Here is a 20,653-nt window from a genome sequence, read left to right as displayed (position 1 = left end):
AAAGATTATCTAATAAAATAATAAAGCAGAGATATCCCAAATGATGAAAAAGTTTTTACTCATTCTAACGACAGCGATAACCATCAATTGCTTATGTTTGGTTGGTCAAGCAAGTGCCGCTCAGTATTCTCCTAATTTTAAGGGCACTGAAATTACCGAATTTGTAAATATCGTTGGTAAAAACTTGAAAAAAACCATGATTGTTGATCCCAATGTACGCGGAAAAATCAATGTTCGTAGTTATGATTTATTATCGGAAAAACAATACTATCAATTCTTTCTCAACGTGCTTGAAGTCTATGGTTATGCTGCCGTTGAAATGGATAATAATATTGTCAAAATTATTCGTAATAAAGACGCGAAAACAGCGGCTATTCCTGTAGTAGGTAATAAAAGTAATATCATCGGTGATGAGATGGTTACCCGTGTTGTTGAAGTGAAGAATGTTACGGTACGTGAATTAGTTCCACTGTTACGACAATTGTCAGACCAAGCGGGTGGTGGCAATGTAGTAAACTATGACCCTGCTAACGTGATTATGTTAACGGGTACAGCTTCAACAGTTAATCGACTAGTAAAAATTATTGAACGTGTTGATAGAGCAGGTGATCAAGATGTTGAAATTATCAAACTTAAGTATGCTTCAGCGGGTGAGATGGTACGTATCATTGAAGCGATGAACAAACCTACCGGTGGTAAAGCAGGTCAACCTACTTTTTTAATTCCTAAAATTGTTGCCGATGATCGCTCTAATAGCGTAATTGTTAGCGGCGAAGTGAAAGCCCGTGAACGAGTAGCACGATTAGTTAAACGTTTAGACAGTGAATTAGAAAGTAACGGTAATACTCGCGTGTATTACCTTAAATATTCAAAAGCGGAAGATTTAGTTAAGGTGCTGCAAGGTGTTAGTGACTCAATTGCTTCAGAAACAACGACAGCGAAAACAAAAACACGTTCTAGTAAAAAACGTGATGTAAGTATTGAAGCGCATGAGTCAACCAATGCATTAGTAATTACCGCCCAACCCGATATGTTACGTTCTTTAGAAGCAGTAATTCGTCAATTAGATGTGCGTCGCGCACAGGTATTAGTTGAAGCGATTATCGTTGAAGTGTTTGAAAGTGACGGCGTTAGTTTAGGTGTTCAGTGGTATAACGAAGCCGGTGGTTTTACGCAGTTTACTAATGGCCCCGCGAGCATTTCATCAGTGGCTGCAGGCGTACAAGCAGCAGAAGGTGAACCAGGAAATACAGTGACCACTATTGACTCAAATGGTAACCCCGTAACAACAACAAACCCTTCTACTGATGGTGATTATAGCATTCTTGCTCAAGTACTCGGTAATGTTAGCGGTATGATGTTTGGTATTGCTAAAAATGATTGGGGCGCTATTGTCAATGCAGTGAGTAGCGATACTAATTCAAATATTCTCGCTACGCCAAGTATTACCACCTTAGATAATGAAGAAGCCTATTTTATTGTCGGTCAAGAAGTACCTATTATTACCGGCTCTCAAACGGGTAGTAATAACTCTAACCCATTTCAAACGGTAGACCGCCAAGAGGTCGGCATTAAGCTTCGCGTAACTCCACAAGTTAATGAAGGCAATGCCGTTCAATTGGTAATTGAGCAAGAAGTGTCTTCAGTTAGTGGTACCACAGGTGTTGATATTTCAATCAACAAAAGAGAAATCAAAACCACCGTCATGGCTGAAAGCGGTGATACAGTGGTGTTGGGTGGCTTGATAGATGAAGACGTGCAAGAAAGTGTGCAAAAGGTGCCAATTCTCGGTGATATTCCTATCTTAGGTCATTTGTTTAAATCAACCAGTAATAGTACCCGTAAACGTAATTTAATGGTGTTTTTACGCGCTACAATTGTTCGTGATTCAGCATTAATGACAGAAATTAGTGAATCAAAATATAACTACATTCGTGCTGATCAAATTCGTAAACATGAGGAAGGTTTATCGTTAATGAGTAACGAAAACATGCCAATCTTACCGCAGTGGCAAGATAACCTAACCTTACCACCGTCATTTAATGACTATCAGCAGAAGCTTGAGGACAAAGGTACAGAGTTACCTAAACCTCCTGTAACAACAGAAGGCGTTGCTGCGGAAGAGAAGCAATAATGTCTGATGAAGTAGAAGTCACTGCGCTTGATAAGGCAGAGCAAGCACAAGTGAGTAGCACTTGGTTATTGCCGTTTGCGTTTGCTAAGCGCCACAGTGTACTCATCTCAACCGATGAACAAACTGGTGGTTATATTTTACACTGTTTGGCTGACGTTAACTTTGATATTGTTTTAGAAGTTCGTCGCATACTCAAAGCGTCTTTTGAATTTGACTTTTTACAACTGTCAGCTTTCGAATTATTGCTAACGCAAGCTTATCAAAGAGACTCTTCTGAAGCTCAGCAAATGATGGAAGATATTGGCAATGAAGTCGATTTATACTCGCTTGCCGATGAACTCATTGAAAGTGAAGATTTACTTGAAAATGAAGACGATGCGCCAATCATTAAGCTGATCAATGCCATGCTCAGCGAAGCGATAAAAGAAAGAGCGTCAGATATCCATATTGAAACTTTTGAAAATACCTTACAAATACGTTTTCGTGTTGATGGTGTTTTGCGAGAAGTGCTTAAACCCAATCGTAAATTGGCGTCGTTGTTAGTTTCACGTATTAAAGTGATGGCAAAGCTTGATATAGCTGAAAAACGTATTCCACAAGATGGTCGTATTTCGTTGCGTATAGGGGGGCGTGCTGTTGATGTGCGTGTTTCTACTATGCCAACAGGTCATGGCGAGCGTGTGGTATTACGTTTATTAGATAAAAACGCGGCCCGTTTAGATTTGAAACACTTAGGTATGACCGACACTAACCGTGTCAATTTTTCAGCACTTATCGAAAAGCCTCATGGCATTATCTTAGTAACAGGTCCAACAGGCTCAGGTAAAAGTACCACGCTTTATGCTGGATTGACCCAGATAGATGAGAAAGAGCGTAATATTTTAACCTGCGAAGATCCTATTGAGTATGCTATTGAAGGTATAGGGCAAACTCAAGTAAATACCAAAGTGGACATGACATTTGCTCGCGGTTTACGTGCCATTTTACGTCAGGATCCGGATGTGGTGATGGTAGGTGAAATTCGAGATTTAGAAACCGCACAAATTGCGGTACAGGCAAGTTTGACTGGTCACTTAGTATTATCAACTTTGCATACTAATACTGCGGCCGGTGCTATAACTCGTATGGAAGATATGGGCGTAGAACCTTTCCTACTGTCGTCGAGTTTGTTGGGCGTATTGGCTCAACGTCTTGTACGTACCCTCTGCCCACATTGTCGAGCAAGTCATCTGCCTGATGACGAAGAAAGGCAATTATTAGCATTGCCAGATGATAATGATTCAGTGATTTATCGTGCTGTTGGTTGTGCGGAATGTAGTTTTAAAGGCTATCGAGGTCGAGTGGGTATTCATGAATTGTTACCTGTGGATGAAAAAGTACGCGAACTTATTCATAATGGTCAAGGTGAGCAGGCTATTGAAAAATACGTACGACATTCCAGTGCCAGTATTCGTCGAGATGGCTTTGATAAAGTTATGCTTGGACAAACCACTTTAGAGGAGGTCTTACGGGTTACTCGTGAAGATTAAAAGTAATTATTCATCATGAACCTAATAGACTCAATATAAGCAACTAATATAAAAAATTATGGCAGCATTTGAATACCAAGCGGTAGATAGTCGCGGTAAAACTAAAAAAGGCGTTATCGAAGGTGATACGGCTAGGCAAGTGCGCGGTTTATTGCGCGAGCAAGGCTTAATGCCAACCGCAGTTACTGCAACATTAGCGAGTCATAAAAAATCGAATGATAAAAAAGGTTTGTCGGCAGGCTTTAGCCAAAGTGGTGGAGGTAAAGTCTCTGCTGCAGAGTTAGCACTTATCACTCGTCAATTGGCAACCTTAATTGAATCAGGATTGCCATTAGAAGAGTCGTTAATGGCGGTTGCAGAGCAATGTGAAAAGAACCGTATTAAAAGTATGATCATGGGTGTTCGCACCAAAGTGACTGAAGGTTATGGCTTATCTGAAAGCATGGCAGAATATCCTAAAGCATTTAATCGTTTGTATCGTTCTATGGTTGCCGCAGGCGAAAAGTCAGGTCATCTTGATAAAGTACTTAATCGCTTGGCAGATTATACTGAGAAACGTCAAGAGATGCGCTCACAACTCATCCAGGCACTTGTTTACCCTATTATAATGACGGTTGTCGCTGTTGGCGTAATTGCTATTTTGTTAACGGCCGTAGTACCCAAAATTGTCGGTCAGTTTGAACACATGGGTGAAAATTTACCTGGCACTACCCAGTTTTTGATTGCCAGCAGTGATTTTCTTCGGGATTATGGCCTAGTACTGGTAATACTATTTGCAGCAGTAGTATTGTTGTTTTCACAGTTATTGAAAAAACCCAATTTTGAAATGGCATTTCATCAGTATTTATTGCAGATTCCTGGTATTGGTAAAGTAGCACGAGGAATTAACACTGCTCGCTTTGCCCGTACATTGAGCATATTAACGGCCAGTGCAGTTCCCTTGTTAGAAAGTATGAAAATATCAGGTGAAGTACTCGATAACTTATATATTAAAAAACAAGTGAAAGCATCGACCGACAAAGTACGTGAGGGATCGAGTTTACGTGTGTCATTGGAGCAAACTAAGTTGTTTCCACCTATGATGTTGCACATGATAGCAAGTGGCGAAAAAAGTGGCCAATTAGAGCACATGTTAGGTCGCGCTGCAGATAACCAAGATAGAGAATTTGATGCCTTAGTGAGTATTACATTAAAGGCATTTGAACCAGCATTGATGGTTTGCATGGCAGGCGTTGTACTTTTTATTGTTATGGCCATTTTAGAACCAATTCTGCAACTTAATAGCCTAGTGGGTGGCTAAGTTTTTTCGGCAGCATAGCTGTCATCATATATTTATCAGACGTTAGGAAAGCAATATGAACATGAAAAAAGTACAAGGTTTCACTTTATTAGAAGTGATGGTGGTCATTGTTATTTTAGGTATTTTAGCCAGTATGGTTGTGCCTAATTTAATGGGCAGTCAAGAGAGAGCTAATATGCAAAAAGCCATCTCAGATGTCACCGCGTTAGAAACATCTTTGAGCTTATATAAAATGGATAATTACGATTACCCTTCGACAGAGCAAGGTTTGGAAGCGTTAGTTGACCAAACGGATATTGAACCAGAGCCACGTCGTTTTCCTGAAGATGGTTACATCAAACGTTTACCAAAAGATCCTTGGGGCAATGAGTATGTTTTATTGAATCCAGGCGAACAGGGTAAAATGGATGTCTTTTCAGTAGGTCCAGATGGTGAAGCCGGAACAGAAGATGACATAGGAAACTGGAACCTAGGCGATTTCCAGTAAGTAATAGCTGATCTTATTGCTGTAAATCTAAATTTAGACGTCAAAGGTACTCATTGACTAACGTCAACTCCGTGCAATTTCCTTTAAATTTACGCTTACAGCTTCAAGTTCAACCATTACTGATCATCCTATGAGAAATTTATCGCAATTGGCAATAAGACAACGCGGCTTTACCTTAATTGAGGTGATGGTGGTTGTAGTGCTGATTGGCCTAATGGCCAGCTTGGTACAATTTAACTTTTCCGGCAATAACCCTGAAGATAAATTAAAGCATGAGAGTGCTCGTTTTGCCGCTATTTTTGAAGTGGCTGCTGAGTATGGCATGCTCAATAATATTGAATTAGGTTTAATTGTTAAAAAAGATAGTTATCAGTTTGTTGGTTATGATGGTACAAAATGGGCCGAAATCCCTGAGCAAGATTGGCAAGCTAATGTCACCGTACCTGAAGAAATAGAGCTCAGCATAGAGCTGGATGACTTACCTATTGAAGAGCCTATGCTTTTTGATGCCGATACTTTTAAAGAAAAAGATGAAGACGACTTCACCTTGCTTTCGAAGGAAGAGCGAGAAGAGAAAATAATCCCGCAAGTGTATATTCTCTCTGGCGGAGATCTTAGTCCTTTTAGTGTAACTTTTCGTTTAACTGAAGAGCTGGCATATATCGAAGGTGATGAAGATTTAGCTTATCGCGTCACAGGACTGTATAACGTGCCTTTAACTATTGAAGGGCCCGTGCTTGATGATGATTAACTCAACTAAGCAACATGGATTTACCCTGATTGAAGTTATGTTGGCAATGGCTGTTTTCGCTATTGCTGGTGTTGCACTGCTCGGTGTTGCCGATAATAATTATCGTCATATTAGTCATCTAGAAGAGCAAATGTTTGCTAATTGGGTCGCATCGAACCAACTTGTTGAAGTGAGTTTAGAGAAAACTTGGCCACCAAAAAATAACCGCAAAGGCAAAGTTGAGATGGCGGGTAGAACCTGGTATTGGCAGCAGAAGGTGATTAAAACAGCGAATAAAGAGCTGCGTGCCGTGAATATGCAGGTTCGACTAAATGAGGATGATGAGTTAGTAAGTGCTAACTTATTGACTTACCTTGCTCAGGATAAACCCTGATGAAACATGGTATTTACCAGACTAATGCCATAGATAAACCTGCACAGCAAGGTTTTACCTTGCTAGAGGTATTGATTGCAATTGCTATCTTTTCAGTGGTGAGTTTGGCGAGTTTTACCATTTTTGATACCGTTTTACGTGGTGATGAAAATTCAAAAGCTCGTAGTGAAAGACAGAATGAATTACAACGTGCATTTTTATTAATGGAACGTGATTTTACCCAAATAGCAAAACGTACAATCCGTATTAATGGCGAAGCGCCAAATAGTGCTTTTTTACAAACCTCAGATGATAGTTTTTTAGCCGATGAACAAGCTATTGCTTTTGTACGAAATGGTTGGACTAACCCCGGATTACTGCTGCCGCGAAGTGATATGCAAAGCGTAGCCTATCGCTTGGTTGATGAAACGCTAGAGCGCTTACATTATAATTTTGTTGATGCCGTTGTTGGACAAGAGCCAAGAATAAGGCCATTAATAACGCAAGTCACTAGTTTATCCTTTGAATTTTATGATGGCAGCAAGTGGCAAAAACAATGGTCAGGAAAAAAACTACCGCAAGCGATTGCTATTGAAATTGAAACTCGGGATTATGGCTTAATTCGTCGTCAGTTTTTAGTGGCGGGTGACCTTGCTACTGATGATAAGAGTAAGACTTAGCTGATGGTTATTAAACAGGTATCAACTAGTTACAATAAAAGTGGTCAACGAGGTGTTGCCTTAATTACCGTGATGCTTATCGTTGCTCTGGCATCTATTATTGCAGCGCAAATGACCGCCCGCTTGCAAACACAAATGCAACGAAGCACCAATATCAGTTTTAACCAGCAAGCCTATTGGTATGCATTGGGCGCAGAAGCGTTTACTAAGAGAGTATTAATTAAAGCATTTAAAGATGAGCCAGATGTCACTCATCTGGAGCAAATCTGGGCTGAAGAAGGGAGTAACTACCCTGTCGATTTTGGTGAGATCAGTGGTGAAATCAGTGATTTGCAAAGTTGTTTGAATTTAAATGCATTACATCCTGAAGCAAAAACAAAAGCTGAGGCTAAAAGTGGAACGGGCAGTTCTTCAAACTCACCAGCAGCTAAAAATAAGACGAAAAGTGCAACAGCTTCATCAACTGGATCGAGAAGTAATTCAGCCAGCAATAAACAATTACCAGCAGCTACTGTTTTAGAAGCGCTTATCGTCAATTTAAACATCGAAGGCATTGGCAATTTTGAAGCGGAAGCTATGGTTAATGCATTAACTGATTGGCTAGACAGTAATGACATAATAACGGGTTCAGGTGGCGCAGAGGATAATGATTATGCTTCACGAGAGTTTCCTTATCTTGCCGCTAATAGTTATTTAGCTAGTGTTAATGAGTTAAGGTTAATTGAGCATTTTACCCCTGCCGTTATTTTAGCATTGACACCTTATGTATGCGTACTGCCACAAAATCCTCAACATTTAATAAACATCAATACACTTGATGCGGAAAAACCTGAATTATTACAGGCTTTGCTTGGTTCAAGTTTAGAGGATGCGCAAGAAGTGCTAAGTGCACGCGATAGCTCAGGTTATGGAGATGTTGCAGATTTTTTGAAGCTAAAAGAACTAACAAAGATTAGATTGGAAAAATGGCAAACAGCGTCGTTCGTTATTGATAGTGAATATTTTAAATTAAAAGCTAGCGCACGCTTTAATAATAGCTATTTTTCGATGAGTTCAATGATGAAAGTTAATGATACACAACAAATTCAAGTAATTAGTCGTACTATAGGACGTAACTAGTGACAGAAACATTATTTATCCGTCTAGGAAGTCAAGCACACGATACCGTTCATTGGTTAGTCGTGGCTGAAACTAGCAGCAATACGCAGGAAATTATAGCGAGTGGTGAGCTAAAAGGTGCTCAGCAACTCAGTGAGCTTACTAGCAAAGCTGATAAGCGGCAGGTGAAAATATTGGTGCCTGGCTGTGATGTACTGTTAAAGTCGTTAAAAGTTCCAGCAAAATCTTCCAGAGCAATACGCTTAGCAACGCCCTATATGTTAGAAGATAGCTTGGCAGAAGACGTTGAACAGCTATTTTTTGCTTATGCAGATTTGGCTAGTGATGAGCAGGGAAATAATTGTTTTACTGCAATAGTTGCTCATAGCCAGATGCAACAATGGTTATCATGGTTGGCGGATGCGGACATTGAAACTGATACGATTTTGCCTGATGTATTGGCTATGCCAATTGTTGCTGAGGGTTGGAGTGCAATTGCACTTGGCGATGCTAATCAAGAGCAAGTGATTGTTCGTCAAAAACTTTGGCAGGGCTTTGTTGTAGACGCCAATGCATGGCAATTACAATGTCAAACTTCAGCTAAGCAATCCGAGAATGCAGAGGGTAATGAGCAGTCTCATAGCATTCTTATCGAGGCATATTCACCATTAGCTCATAGTGAACAATGTAATGTCAGTACAATGCCTGAAGAATTAGCTTTAGCGCTTATGGCGACGAATTATGACAGTAAATTAAGTCACTTTAACTTACTGCAAGGCCAATACAAGGTTAAAGAAAACCGTAGTCATACCGGGCGACAGTGGTTATGGGTGGCAGGCGTTGCTATGTTTGCTATCTTGCTTAGTTTAGGTCATAAAAGTGCGCAACTATGGCAACTAAATGCAGAGCAAGAAAATATTCAACAAAATATTGTTGCCAGTTATAAAAAAGCCTTTCCAAAAACAAAACGGGTTCGGATTTCAACAATAAAATCTCAATTGAATAGAGAGCTAGCCTTACTCGGCGGCGTTGGTGATAGGCAAGGGTTTTTAGCTATGCTTGCTAAATTACAACCCGCCTTTGCTAAAGTGCCCGCATTAAAACCAGAGTCATTAAAGTTTGATGGTAAGCGACAAGAATTGCGTATTCAAGCAACAGCAAAAGATTATCAGGCTTTTGAACAATTCAGTGTTGCGTTAGCAACAACCAATTTGATTGTTAAACAAGGCTCGCAAAGCAATCAAGGTGATCAAGTAACGGGTTCTTTTAGCATTACTAATAAAGGGAGCACTAAAGGAGCGACGAAAAGATCAAATAATAAAAAAGCCTCAGCCAAGCAACGAAGTAATGCCAGTAATAAGGAAGCATCATAATGAAAGAATGGTGGCAACAACTAAACAGTAGAGAGCAGCGTCTTGTTGCAGTGATGGCACTGGTTTTTATTATATTTATTTTTTATAGCGCGATATGGCAACCAATAAATAATAGTTTAACTGAGGCTAACAATAAGTTGGCAAAGCAGCAGGAGTTATTAACTTGGGTAGAGGAAAATACCGCCTTGTATCACCAAGCTAAGCGTTCAGGTGGTAAATCAAAGCTCAGTGGTAGCATTTCAAGTGTTGCAAATCGAAGTGCTAAAACTTATAAATTAACCATTACACGCATGCAGCCACAAGGAGATGACTTACAGGTATGGATAGATAGCACACCTTTTACCCAATTGTTGTTTTGGCTGGAGCACTTAGCTAATAATGAAGGTTTGCAAGTGAAAGCCATTGATTTAACTCGAGGTGATAGTGCAGGTGAAGTTAAGGTAAGACGCTTGCACTTAACAAAAACATAATAGCTATTATACATATAACGTAATGGCAACAACTTAGCTTAGCTAATACCAGCTAAAGCAAAAACTGAGAGTTTTCATGAAGAAGTGGTTTGCCTTTACGGCAATTTTTTTAAGTAGCTACATCGCATTTTTAGTCGCAAATACTCCGCTAGCAATGGTAATTAATAATGCTCAATTACCTAAAGATATAGTACTGCAAGGTGTTTCAGGATCCATTTGGCAAGGTGAAGTTACAAAGGTTACGATAGATAATAATATTATTGAAAAAGTAAAAACAACGGTGAGTTTTTGGTCATTGTTCAGTCTCTCTCCAAGTATGCAAGTTACTTTTGGTGATGCCATGTTGTCAGGACCTGAAGGAAAACTGAATCTAACTGTTTCTTCTGAGCAGCTTGCATTAACTGAGGTAGAGCTCTTTATGTCAGCGAATGATATTGCGAAGCAGTTATCATTACCTATTCCACTAAGTGCACAAGGAAATGTTGAGTTGTTTTTATCAGAGATAGTTATTGTCACGGGTAATCAATTGTCATGCTCAAAAGCGGAAGGTGATGTTTCATGGTCGCGTGCTGGCGTGGTTGCTTTAGAGCAAAATATTAAACTAGGTAAGTTTTCAGCTGAGATAAGTTGTGCTGAAGGTGATTTGTTAGCAAAGGTATCTCCTAAGAACAACTTAGGTTTGAGTTTTGATGGCGGCTTAACCTTAGCAACTCAAAAAATATCAGGGAAAGGGTATTTGAAACCCGGAGCTAAGTTTCCTTCGCAACTAAGATCAGCATTGTCTTTTCTTGGCCGACCAGATAACCAAGGGCGCTATTTGTTAAGGTTTTAATTTTTGCCTTTGTCTGCAAATTGTTTATAACAATATAGAGAGCGTTACTAACGTTACTAACGGTTTATTCATTGTCAACGCTGCTTAATGGTGGCCAGTCATTGGCATCTAATCTACCTTGCTCTATCATGCCGCCCAGTCCTTGTAATCCACCAGTGTGCAATAAAACAATGCGTTCTTGCGGCTGAAAATAGCCTTGCGTTATTAAATCAAGTAAAGCTAATACCATTTTACCTGAATATACCGGTTCAAAGCATACGCCGGTTTGCTGGTTGAATGTTATTATTCGTTTGACATCATCCTCACTAAACTTGCCATAACCACCACGATGAAAGTTGGTTAATAACTTCCAGTTCTCATGGTTCTGAGCTTCTTCAGTAAGCAAGCGCTTAATGTCATCAACTAAATATTCCGCTTGTTTTAATACAGCAATACCCAAAATTTTATGTTGTTTCTGATTGGCGACACTATCTCCCGAAATTAAACCTGCTAGCGTACCTCCGCTACCTACTGGGGTGATTAAGGTATCGAAATCTACTTGGCTATTTAATTCAGTCAACACCTCGGCAACGCCTGGTATAGCAAGTGAATTACTGCCACCTTCAGGAATCACAAAGTAATTAGGATATAGTGTTTTTAGTTCATCAATAAAGTTTGTCTCAAAACGGCGACGATAGGTCTTTCTATCGACAAAGTGACATTGCATGCCCCAGTGCCGCGCCCAACTCAATGTAAAGTTATTCGTATAGTTAGCTTCCCCTCTAATAACACCGATGCAGGGGATGTTCTGCTGTTTACATGCGTAAGCAAAAGCATGAATATGGTTTGAGTAACTACCACCAAAAGTTAATGCTCCTTGGTAATCATTAGTTTTAAGTTGCTCTAGGTTGTATTTTAGTTTGCGCCATTTATTGCCTGATATGATGTTGTGCAGTAAATCATCACGCTTAACTCGAACATCAAGGTTATATTTATCAAAGAGAGGATGTTCTAATTTTTGTAATATTGACAATGGCTTATGCATAAATATTTGTTGAAACATTAATTAATAACATGTTGGGAGTTATTATAAACGATAACAGTCTTTAACATGACTTTTCTTCCTGTCATTATGTTGGCAGAGCATTTTTTTAAATTTCTATGCACAAATTAACCACAATCCTCTTAGTAGTATAAATGACTAATAAACTTAGTTAATCATGATTAGTAATGCTTGCCCTCCATATGTAACAAAGGGTAGTATTGTTAATAATTTTAGCTTTGAGCGATATTGCCGATAAATGTCATTTTTAACGAAAATTAGCCAACTTTTTTCAAAAAATAATTCAAATCAGCGTCTTGGTATTGCTTTTCAGCATCAGGGTGTCTCCTTGTGCTCAATTCCTCAGCAAAAATCTGATCATGTAGTTGACGAAAAAACGGAAGCAAAAGTCATCTTTGAACACGAAAAAGCTAACTCTGCTAATTTTCCCCGTGCCATTCAAGCACTGCATAATAAAAGTGATCTTGAAGGAAATGCTTGCTTAGTACTTAACGAAGCACAGTCTCAAATAGTGCAAATAGACAAACCAAGCTTACCTGACGCTGAAATGAACAGTGCTTTGAAGTGGCAAATTAAAGACTTGGTGAGTATTTCACCTAATAATATGGTGTTAGATTATTATGATGCGCCCATTCTTGCTGGCGGAAAAGAAAAAATCAATGTCGTTTGCGCATCATTAGATGAACTAAAAAAACTCGTGGAAGCTACAGAACAAGGTGCAGTGAAAGTCAATGCAATCACTACTCAAGAATTTGCTTTTGCTAACTTATTAGCGCCGAAAAGTGATGCTAATTTATTAGTTTGCCAACAGCCCAATGAAGAAATTGTTTTATTAATTGTTAAACAGAATAAAATATTCTTCCAACGTCGCTTACGTGGGTTTTCCCAAATTGGCAATAAATCAGCAGAAGAATTATCCTTTTCAGTTATTGATGATATTGGCTTAGAAATCCAGCGGTCTACAGATTATTTTGAACGTCAGTTAAAACAGGCACCAATAAAAGAAATTAAAGTGCTACTACCTATTAAATTAGAAAATTTATTTATTGAAAAGTTAGCAGAGAATTCAATTGTACCAGTGAGTTTACTGGAATTACCTCAACCGTATCATCAACATAGAGAATACGCTGCGGCTATTGGCGCTAGTTTAGATAATGTCCCTTATGATAAAGAAGCAGAAGTTTTAGCGGGGGTAAATTTATGACAACTAAAAATAATATTAATTTATTACAAGCTGAACTTTTCCCCGAAAAACCGTTGTTAACACTGCCAAGAGTCGTAGGTGTTTGGTTAGGGTTGTTATCACTTATGTTGATTTGGGTCGTTGTTACTGAACTAAATTACAATCAATCAGCGGCAACATATAATGTTTTGTTAAAAGAGCAACAACAAAAACAAAAACTTGTTAAGCAATTAGAATCACAATTGAAAAATAGGCAGGTATCTCCAACATTGCAAAGAGATCTCGATACAATGAAGTTGGTTATGCAGCATAAAGATGCGTTATTGAATAAGCTCACTGACTCAAACGAGACCTTTGCCGGAGGTTTTGTTATGGCGATGAATGATTTGTCTGCTATGCATCATAAAGATATTAGATTACAAACCATCAGTATTGATGCTCAAAATATGAGTTTTACCGGACTAGCCCGAACTCCTCAGGCGGTACCCGCATGGTTAGCAGGTTTTAAGCAGTCTCGATTATTGTCAGGTAAGGCATTTATCCAGTTTAAACTTTCGAAAAATGAGCAGAATATTACCGAGTTTGTTGTTAGCTCCTTGCCATCAGGGGGGAAAGGCTAATGAAAAAACAATGGAAAAGCTACAGTGAAAAATTTCTTCAATTGACGGGTAGAGAGCAATTTTTAGTATTGTCGACAGGTTTAGTAGCCATATTTTTTATTATCTCATCTTTTTTTATTGATGATAAAAGCGCCAAAATAACCTCATTTGATAAGCAAAGTCGAATGATTACATCAGGTAATCAATCCCTTAACTTCTCTATTAAAGAATATCAAGCAGCATTAAAAGAAGATCCTAATGTCAATACGGTTAAACAAATTGCTCAACTTGAAACAAAGCTAGCCAATATTGATAATCAGCTAGTGCTTTTAACGACTGATCTCATTAGTCCTAGCGAAATGCGTGAAGCCTTACTTAAATTGCTTGAATTAGAGCCAGGTGTATCGTTACTTTCCTTTGAATTAATAGGCGCTAAACCTTTATTAAATCTAAACAACGAGCAATCGAGTGCTGATGCAGGAAACCATTCACCTACAGCCGAACAACTTGGTTTAAATTTATATAAACATGGCATTAAGATTAAATTGTCGGGTAAATATTTTCAGTTACGTAATTACTTACAACAATTAGAACAGTTAACGTGGAAGTTTTTTTGGCAAGACTTTAAATTTGAAGTCAAAGAATACCCGCGTGGTGAAGTCGACATAACTATTTATAGTTTAGGATTGAAAAAGGAGTTTATCGGTGTTTAAAACTCACTTTAATTCATTGTTAGGTATCAGCTTAGCCACGCTGGTACTAGTCTTAGCCTCCTCGGTAAGCTTAGCTGCTGATGTTGACCCTACCCGTCCATTTGGTGCAAGTGGCTCTGGCAATAATAACCCATTAAAGAGTGATGCTGGCTTTGTTTTGAGTTCAATCATCCATGGTGATGGTATTCATACTGCGGTTATTAATGGCAAAATATATAAAATGTTTGACTATGTAGGTGAGTATCGCATCACTGCAATTAACAGTCATAGCGTGATCTTACGTAGCGAATCTAAACGATTAAAGATTAACGTTTTTAAGAGTAAAGGTTTTAAGAGTAACATCGTAGAAGATACGGTAGCTAACTAATGATAAAAACAAGTCCCCCTATGAATAAACTAAAATTAAACATTGCTTTGTCAGCGTTTTTCTTTGCCTTAGTAGGCTGTCAATCTATGCCGAATGATCCTGTAGATATAAAAGCAGATTTAGATGCGTCGATCAAAGAAACTAAACGTTTAAATGGACCAAAGGCATTAACGCAAGTACCAAATTCAGTACAGCAAGAATTAATGCTAAATAACATGGATCAGGCTAAGCAAGGCATGTTAGCTGAAAAACGCTTGGAGGTCTCAGCGACTGAAGTTGATGCAAAAGACTTTTTTCAAGCCATTGTTAGAGGCTCACGTTATAACGTAGTTATTCATCCAGAGGTTACGGGACAAATATCTTTAAGTTTGAATAATGTTACGTTATCAGAGGCCTTAACCGTCGTTGAAGATGTATATGGTTATGAAATTATTCGCCGTGGCAATGTTGTAAAAGTTTTCCCTCCAGGCATACGTACTGAAACTATCGCACTAAATTACTTATTCCTAAAACGTTTTGGCTCATCTAGTACTACTATCAATTCTGGTGGTGTTTCTGAAAACGATCCCAACAGTGGCAATAGCAGTAACGGTAGTAACGGCAGTAATAATGGCAATAATAGTAATAGCGGCAGTAACAACAATCAAAGTGGTAATAATGGCTCGAGTAACCAAAATAGTGGCATAAACTTGTACACCGAAAATGAGTCTAATTTCTGGGATGAATTGAAAGAATCATTAACCGCTTTCGTTGGCACTGGGGAAGGTCGTTCAGTGATTGTTTCACCTCAAGCAGGTTTAGTGACAGTGCGGGCATTACCACAAGAGCTTACCGCGGTTAAGAAGTTTATAACAGCTACTGAAAGCCATTTACATCGCCAAGTCATTATTGAAGCGAAGATAATGGAAGTGACTCTTAATGATGATTTCCAACAGGGGATTAAGTGGAACAAAGTGCTTGATCAAGTCGGTAGTGCTGACATTATTTACTCAACTACAGGTAATGTTGTCGGTAATGTTATTTCAAACACAATCGGTGGTGTTAATAGTATAAATTTTAGTAAACAAACGAGTGGTAGCGATTTTTCAGGTGTTATTGAACTTTTACAAACACAAGGCAATGTTCAAGTACTTTCTAGTCCGCGTATAACTGCCACTAATAACCAAAAAGCGGTTATTAAAGTAGGTGAAGATGAGTATTTTGTTACTGAGGTTTCCAGCACTACCACGACCGGTACTTCAACAACGACTACACCAGAGGTTGAATTAACCCCATTTTTCTCGGGTATTGCACTAGACGTCACACCACAAATTAGTAAAGACGGCAGTGTTATTTTACATGTTCATCCTTCAGTGACTATTACTGAAGAACAAAGCAAAACTATTAAAATTGGTGACACAACACTGGTATTGCCACTAGCACAAAGTAGCGTTCGCGAATCAGATACCATTATCCGTGCTAACTCAGGGGAAGTTGTTGTTATTGGTGGCCTGATTGAAACCTATAACATTGATATTGAATCTAAAACACCGATATTAGGTGATATCCCTTATCTTGGTGAGTTATTTAAAAACAAGTCGCAAAAATCGCAAAAACGTGAATTAGTTATCATGCTAAAGCCCATTGTTGTTGGTCAAGATACTTGGAAAAACCAATTACAAGACGCGCGCAGTTTGTTAACAAAATGGTTTCCAGAAGAGGTTGAGGCGTGCGAGTTATCAGATGACGGTACACTAACGCAAGAATGCCAAGCGCAATGTGCTGATGCAGAATATGCAACAGAGCATGGTGTTTGCCAAATGGCTGCACAAAATGCAGCTAGTAATGATAATTAAGCGTAAGGCTTTTTTATTTGAGTTAGCTTAACGAGAACACTGAGTCGATTTTCTATGTATTTATATCATTTTGGCTTAGGTGAGTTACCTTTTACCTTAACACCGAATACAAATTTTTATTTGCCAATGGCTATGCATGATGAAGCGTTAGCAGTGCTATCAACAGCACTGCAAACAGGCGAAGGCTTCATTAAAGTTGTTGGCGAAGTAGGTACGGGTAAAACCTTATTGTGTCGTAAATTGCTTAATGAAATACCAGATCACTTTGTTACGGCTTACATTCCAAATCCTTATTTAAACCCTGATGAATTAAGACGAGCTGTTGCCGTAGAACTTGGCGTTAAACAAGCGCAACGCATGTCAGTGCAATTGCTTACTCAGCGCATTCAAACACGTTTGTTAGAATTACATAGTCAGGGACATTCGGTAGTGCTGATACTTGATGAAGCACAGGCGTTACCTGAAGATAGCTTAGAAGCGTTGAGATTGTTTACTAATTTAGAGACAGAAACACGTAAGTTATTGCAGGTAGTTTTATTTGCCCAGCCAGAGCTTGATGTGCGTTTAGCCAAAACAGAATTTAGACAATTGAGACAACGTATTACTTTTGCGTATAAATTAAGACCAATGAATGCAAACGAAGTACAGCAATATATTCAACATAGATTGCAAGTCGCGGGGTATAAGGGATCAGTACTTTTTCCTGTAAAAATATGCCAAAGTATCGCTCGAGTTAGCAAAGGTGTTCCACGGTTAGTGAATGTATTGTGCCACAAAATGTTAATGCTTGCTTATGGTCAGGGACATTACAAAATGACAATGAAATTACTGAAAGCGGCGGTAAAAGATACTGAAAGCATTGAGCAAAGCTCAAAAGTAAGCTTATTGGCTTTTTCATTTTTAGGAGGCTTGAGCGTTTTGTTGTTAGCTTATTATGCGCTGGTGGTTAAGTTATGAGTGTTATTAATCAGATGTTAAAGGATTTAGAACAACGCAGTCCTGAGTCTAATACCGATGCTACTCAGTCAGGTAATGTTGCAGTAGCCCATTCCCCCATAAAAATAGTACTCGTTACTGGGTTTTGTGTGTTAGCCGTTTGTTTTCTTAGTTTTTATGTTTGGCAATTAATTAGTGAAAATAACGCATTAAAAGCTGAAAAAATAACGAATAAAGTTAATGCCGTTCAAATGAGTTCAGCAAAAAATAGACCTGAAAATATAAGTAGCCAGATTAATACGTCTAAGCAAATAAACAGCAACGAAAATACCGTTCAGAATGATCCAATAAACGTACATGTCACTAAAATTTATGATCAACAGGAAATAGCACCAGTAAATGGTCAAACTGCTGAACCAACAGATGTAGATAAAGTATTATCAAATAACAGTGCTGAGACTACTGCCAAGTTAATAACGACAAAACCTTTGGTAAATAACAGCGCTAGCCAAGTAACACCAGCAAAGAAAGCAAAAATTATAGCGGATACCCATAGTCATTCGGGGGATAGTTCAGGTCATAGCCATGACATTGTTGATATCGTCAAAGCTAAACCTAAGCCAAAAGTAAATAAAATGTCGGTGTCACGACGTCAATTATCGGCGGATGAACTAGCAGAGCAAAAATTAGTCCTCGCTGAAAAAGCACTAGCGGCTAAGCAAATCGAGAAGGCCGAAAAACTACTAGAAGATGTAGTCATTATCAGGCCGAGCGATAGTCAAACACGTAAAAAACTGGCGGCTTTATGGTTTGGCCGTCAAGCTTATCAAGATGCTGTGAATTTATTGTCACAAGGCATTGCCTTAAATGGTAAAGACAGCAGTTTACGTCAAATGAAAGCTCGCATTCATTTAAAGCAAGGGCAATTCACGGCTGCGCTGAATACATTAAAGCCTCTTGCTCAATTAAAAGATGAGCAATATCAAGTCATGCTGGCAAATACCGCACAGCAAGCCAAACAAAATAAAATAGCCGTTGATGCGTATAAAGTGTTAATAGCAATGAAACCGGATATAGGCCGTTGGTCGCTAGGTTTAGCCGTTTTGTACGATAAAAACAGCCAGTTTGAGTTGGCCAGTATGGCTTATAAAAAAGCATTAACAAAAAATGATTTATCAGTTTCTTCAGAAAACTTTGTTAAGCAACGCTTACAAGTAATAGGACAGTAGGACAGATTATGGCAGCTCCCAAATTAAAGATGCGTTTAGGTGACTTATTGGTTGATAAAGATATCATTTCCAATGATCAACTCATGCAAGCGCTATCTAGTCAAAAGCAAACGGGCCGTAAACTCGGTGATACATTAATTGAGCTAAATTACTTATCTGAAAGACAATTATTAGAGTTTTTGGCGCAGCAACTCAATGTGCCGTTTATGGATATTTCTCAATTTAAAATATCACCGGCTGTTTCGAGTTTATTACCAGAAGTTCATGCTAGGCGTTTAAGAGCTTTAATTATTGAAGATAGAGGCGCTTCAGTATTATTAGGGATGAGTGATCCTGCGGATTTAAGTGGCTTAGATCAGTTAGAGCGAATGTTGTCGCCTAAGCGCATTGAGCTTGCGGTAGTCATGGAATCTCAGATTTTTGATGCCTTCGATAGTTTATATCGTCGTACTGCTGAAATTGAATCTTTTGCTAGCCAACTAGAAGAAGAGTATGAAGAATCGTCTAGTTTTGACCTCGCAACAACCTTTCTTGATGAAGGTGGCGATGCGACCGTAGGTAAGTTACTGCAATCAGTGTTTGAAGATGCGGTACAAATGCGAGCATCGGATATTCATATTGAACCAGAAGAACATCAATTACGTATTCGTCAACGTATTGATGGTGTGTTACAAGAAAAAATTCTCAAAGAAAATAAAATAGCTTCAGCCATGGTGTTGCGTCTTAAGTTAATGGCGGGGCTTGATATATCAGAAAAACGTATTCCACAAGATGGTCGTTTCAATTTAGATATTAGTGGTCATAACATCGATGTTCGTATGTCTACTATGCCTGTTCAATATGGTGAATCAGTTGTTATGCGTTTATTAGACCAATCTGCGGGTTTGTTATCACTTGAGCAAACAGGGATGCCGGCAGATATTGTTAAACGTATACGCCTGCAAATTCATCGCCCCCACGGAATGGTTTTAGTTACAGGACCAACAGGTAGTGGTAAAACAACGACATTATATGCTGCTTTGAGCGAACTTAATGAAGCCAGTAAAAAAATTATCACAGTGGAAGACCCTGTTGAGTATCGTTTGCCCCGTATTAACCAAGTACAGATTAATACTAAGATAGATTTAACCTTTTCTAGCGTTTTACGAACAGCACTTCGTCAAGATCCAGATATCATGATGGTTGGTGAAATGCGTGATCAAGAAACGGTTGAAATTGGCTTGCGAGGTGCCATAACAGGTCATCTAGTATTATCAACATTGCATACCAACGATGCTATCACTAGTGCTTTACGTCTGATTGATATGGGGGCCGCGGGATTTTTAGTGGGTAGTGCATTACGTGCAGTTATAGCTCAGCGACTTGTTCGAAGAGTTTGTGACTCATGTGCTATAGAATACCAAGCGGATGAACAAGAACTCTTTTGGCTAACGAATTTAGCAGGTGAGAGGGCGAAAAACATTCAGTTTATGCAAGGTAAAGGTTGCCAAACATGCCACTATACTGGTTATAAAGGTCGAATTGGTGTCTTTGAAATACTTGAAATGAATGAAGGCATGATGGCTGCATTAAAGCGTAATGATAGTGAGTTGTTTGCGAAACTATCTAAAGAAAACCCCAGCTTTACACCACTGGCAAAAGCAGCATTTGATTATGCGGCAACAGGTATTACCACGGTCGAAGAAGTATTACGTTTAGTTGAAACAATAGATATTAATTAATCAGCTAAATAGACATTTAAGC

20 protein-coding genes are annotated in these 20,653 nt (G+C 38.8%); 19 read left to right on the top strand and 1 reads right to left on the bottom strand.

The genetic code is table 11. The features are described 5' to 3' along the window. Positions 1 to 40 precede the first annotated feature (40 nt). From gspD to CXF79_RS20910, 11 genes are all read left to right on the top strand, one after another. A complete protein-coding gene (gene gspD, locus CXF79_RS20960; RefSeq protein WP_101157680.1) occupies positions 41 to 2,134 on the top strand; it encodes a type II secretion system secretin GspD in 2,094 nt (697 codons plus the stop codon). Then, complete coding sequence (gene gspE / locus CXF79_RS20955) at positions 2,134 to 3,663, top strand: type II secretion system ATPase GspE (RefSeq protein ID WP_101157678.1); 1,530 nt, start codon at positions 2,134 to 2,136, stop codon at positions 3,661 to 3,663. Before gspD ends, gspE begins: the two co-directional genes overlap by 1 nt. Before the next feature lie 58 nt (positions 3,664 to 3,721). Next, on the top strand, positions 3,722 to 4,963 hold the full coding sequence (gene gspF, locus CXF79_RS20950; protein ID WP_101157676.1) for a type II secretion system inner membrane protein GspF: 1,242 nt from the start codon (positions 3,722 to 3,724) through the stop codon (positions 4,961 to 4,963). A gap of 55 nt (positions 4,964 to 5,018) precedes the next feature. Then, positions 5,019 to 5,450, top strand: a complete 432-nt coding sequence (gene gspG / locus CXF79_RS20945; RefSeq protein ID WP_011045316.1) for a type II secretion system major pseudopilin GspG — start codon at positions 5,019 to 5,021, stop codon at positions 5,448 to 5,450. Between the two features lie 130 nt (positions 5,451 to 5,580). Next, complete coding sequence (gspH, locus tag CXF79_RS20940) at positions 5,581 to 6,201, top strand: type II secretion system minor pseudopilin GspH (RefSeq protein ID WP_101157674.1); 621 nt, start codon at positions 5,581 to 5,583, stop codon at positions 6,199 to 6,201. Then, positions 6,191 to 6,574: a type II secretion system minor pseudopilin GspI gene (gene gspI / locus CXF79_RS20935; RefSeq protein ID WP_101157672.1), complete on the top strand. Its 384-nt coding sequence runs from the start codon at positions 6,191 to 6,193 to the stop codon at positions 6,572 to 6,574. The genes gspH and gspI overlap by 11 nt, the downstream gene beginning before the upstream one ends. Then, positions 6,574 to 7,233, top strand: a complete 660-nt coding sequence (gspJ, locus tag CXF79_RS20930; protein ID WP_101157669.1) for a type II secretion system minor pseudopilin GspJ — start codon at positions 6,574 to 6,576, stop codon at positions 7,231 to 7,233. Before gspI ends, gspJ begins: the two co-directional genes overlap by 1 nt. 3 nt (positions 7,234 to 7,236) lie before the next feature. Next, entirely contained in the window at positions 7,237 to 8,352 is a 1,116-nt protein-coding gene (gene gspK, locus CXF79_RS20925) for a type II secretion system minor pseudopilin GspK (protein ID WP_101157667.1), read from the top strand. Then, positions 8,352 to 9,704, top strand: a complete 1,353-nt coding sequence (gspL, locus tag CXF79_RS20920; protein WP_101157665.1) for a type II secretion system protein GspL — start codon at positions 8,352 to 8,354, stop codon at positions 9,702 to 9,704. Before gspK ends, gspL begins: the two co-directional genes overlap by 1 nt. Then, positions 9,704 to 10,174 (top strand): type II secretion system protein GspM, encoded by a 471-nt coding sequence (gene gspM / locus CXF79_RS20915; protein ID WP_011045310.1) that lies wholly within the window; start codon positions 9,704 to 9,706, stop codon positions 10,172 to 10,174. The genes gspL and gspM overlap by 1 nt, the downstream gene beginning before the upstream one ends. A gap of 76 nt (positions 10,175 to 10,250) precedes the next feature. Then, complete coding sequence (locus CXF79_RS20910) at positions 10,251 to 11,006, top strand: type II secretion system protein N (protein WP_101157663.1); 756 nt, start codon at positions 10,251 to 10,253, stop codon at positions 11,004 to 11,006. Between the two features lie 64 nt (positions 11,007 to 11,070). Here CXF79_RS20910 and CXF79_RS20905 read toward each other — a convergent pair whose 3' ends face one another. Then, complete coding sequence (locus CXF79_RS20905) at positions 11,071 to 12,048, bottom strand: 1-aminocyclopropane-1-carboxylate deaminase/D-cysteine desulfhydrase (RefSeq protein ID WP_232769271.1); 978 nt, start codon at positions 12,046 to 12,048, stop codon at positions 11,071 to 11,073. Positions 12,049 to 12,286: 238 nt separating this feature from the next. On the opposite strand from CXF79_RS20905, the gene CXF79_RS20900 reads away from it, so the two are divergent. From CXF79_RS20900 to CXF79_RS20865, 8 genes are read left to right on the top strand one after another with little or no spacing between them, the layout of a single operon-like run. After that, positions 12,287 to 13,252, top strand: a complete 966-nt coding sequence (locus CXF79_RS20900; protein ID WP_101157659.1) for a hypothetical protein — start codon at positions 12,287 to 12,289, stop codon at positions 13,250 to 13,252. Further along, a complete protein-coding gene (locus tag CXF79_RS20895; RefSeq protein ID WP_101157657.1) occupies positions 13,249 to 13,851 on the top strand; it encodes a PilN domain-containing protein in 603 nt (200 codons plus the stop codon). Before CXF79_RS20900 ends, CXF79_RS20895 begins: the two co-directional genes overlap by 4 nt. After that, complete coding sequence (locus tag CXF79_RS20890; RefSeq protein ID WP_101157655.1) at positions 13,851 to 14,543, top strand: hypothetical protein; 693 nt, start codon at positions 13,851 to 13,853, stop codon at positions 14,541 to 14,543. Before CXF79_RS20895 ends, CXF79_RS20890 begins: the two co-directional genes overlap by 1 nt. Then, positions 14,536 to 14,910 (top strand): hypothetical protein, encoded by a 375-nt coding sequence (locus CXF79_RS20885; protein WP_101157653.1) that lies wholly within the window; start codon positions 14,536 to 14,538, stop codon positions 14,908 to 14,910. Before CXF79_RS20890 ends, CXF79_RS20885 begins: the two co-directional genes overlap by 8 nt. Positions 14,911 to 14,930: 20 nt before the next feature. After that, a complete protein-coding gene (gene mshL / locus CXF79_RS20880) occupies positions 14,931 to 16,745 on the top strand; it encodes a pilus (MSHA type) biogenesis protein MshL (protein ID WP_232769270.1) in 1,815 nt (604 codons plus the stop codon). Positions 16,746 to 16,799: 54 nt separating this feature from the next. Then, the gene (locus CXF79_RS20875; RefSeq protein WP_101157649.1) at positions 16,800 to 17,702 is read left to right on the top strand and encodes an ExeA family protein; all 903 of its coding nucleotides are present in this window, start codon (positions 16,800 to 16,802) and stop codon (positions 17,700 to 17,702) included. Next, positions 17,699 to 18,910, top strand: a complete 1,212-nt coding sequence (locus CXF79_RS20870; RefSeq protein WP_101157647.1) for a tetratricopeptide repeat protein — start codon at positions 17,699 to 17,701, stop codon at positions 18,908 to 18,910. The genes CXF79_RS20875 and CXF79_RS20870 overlap by 4 nt, the downstream gene beginning before the upstream one ends. Positions 18,911 to 18,918: 8 nt before the next feature. Then, positions 18,919 to 20,631: a GspE/PulE family protein gene (locus CXF79_RS20865; RefSeq protein WP_011045302.1), complete on the top strand. Its 1,713-nt coding sequence runs from the start codon at positions 18,919 to 18,921 to the stop codon at positions 20,629 to 20,631. The last annotated feature ends 22 nt before the right edge of the window (positions 20,632 to 20,653 follow it).

This window comes from Colwellia sp. Bg11-28, assembly GCF_002836245.1.
Classification (GTDB): domain Bacteria; phylum Pseudomonadota; class Gammaproteobacteria; order Enterobacterales; family Alteromonadaceae; genus Colwellia; species Colwellia psychrerythraea_A.
Note: the sequence above shows the minus strand (reverse complement) of the source record. Positions and strands in the feature narration are given on the sequence as shown.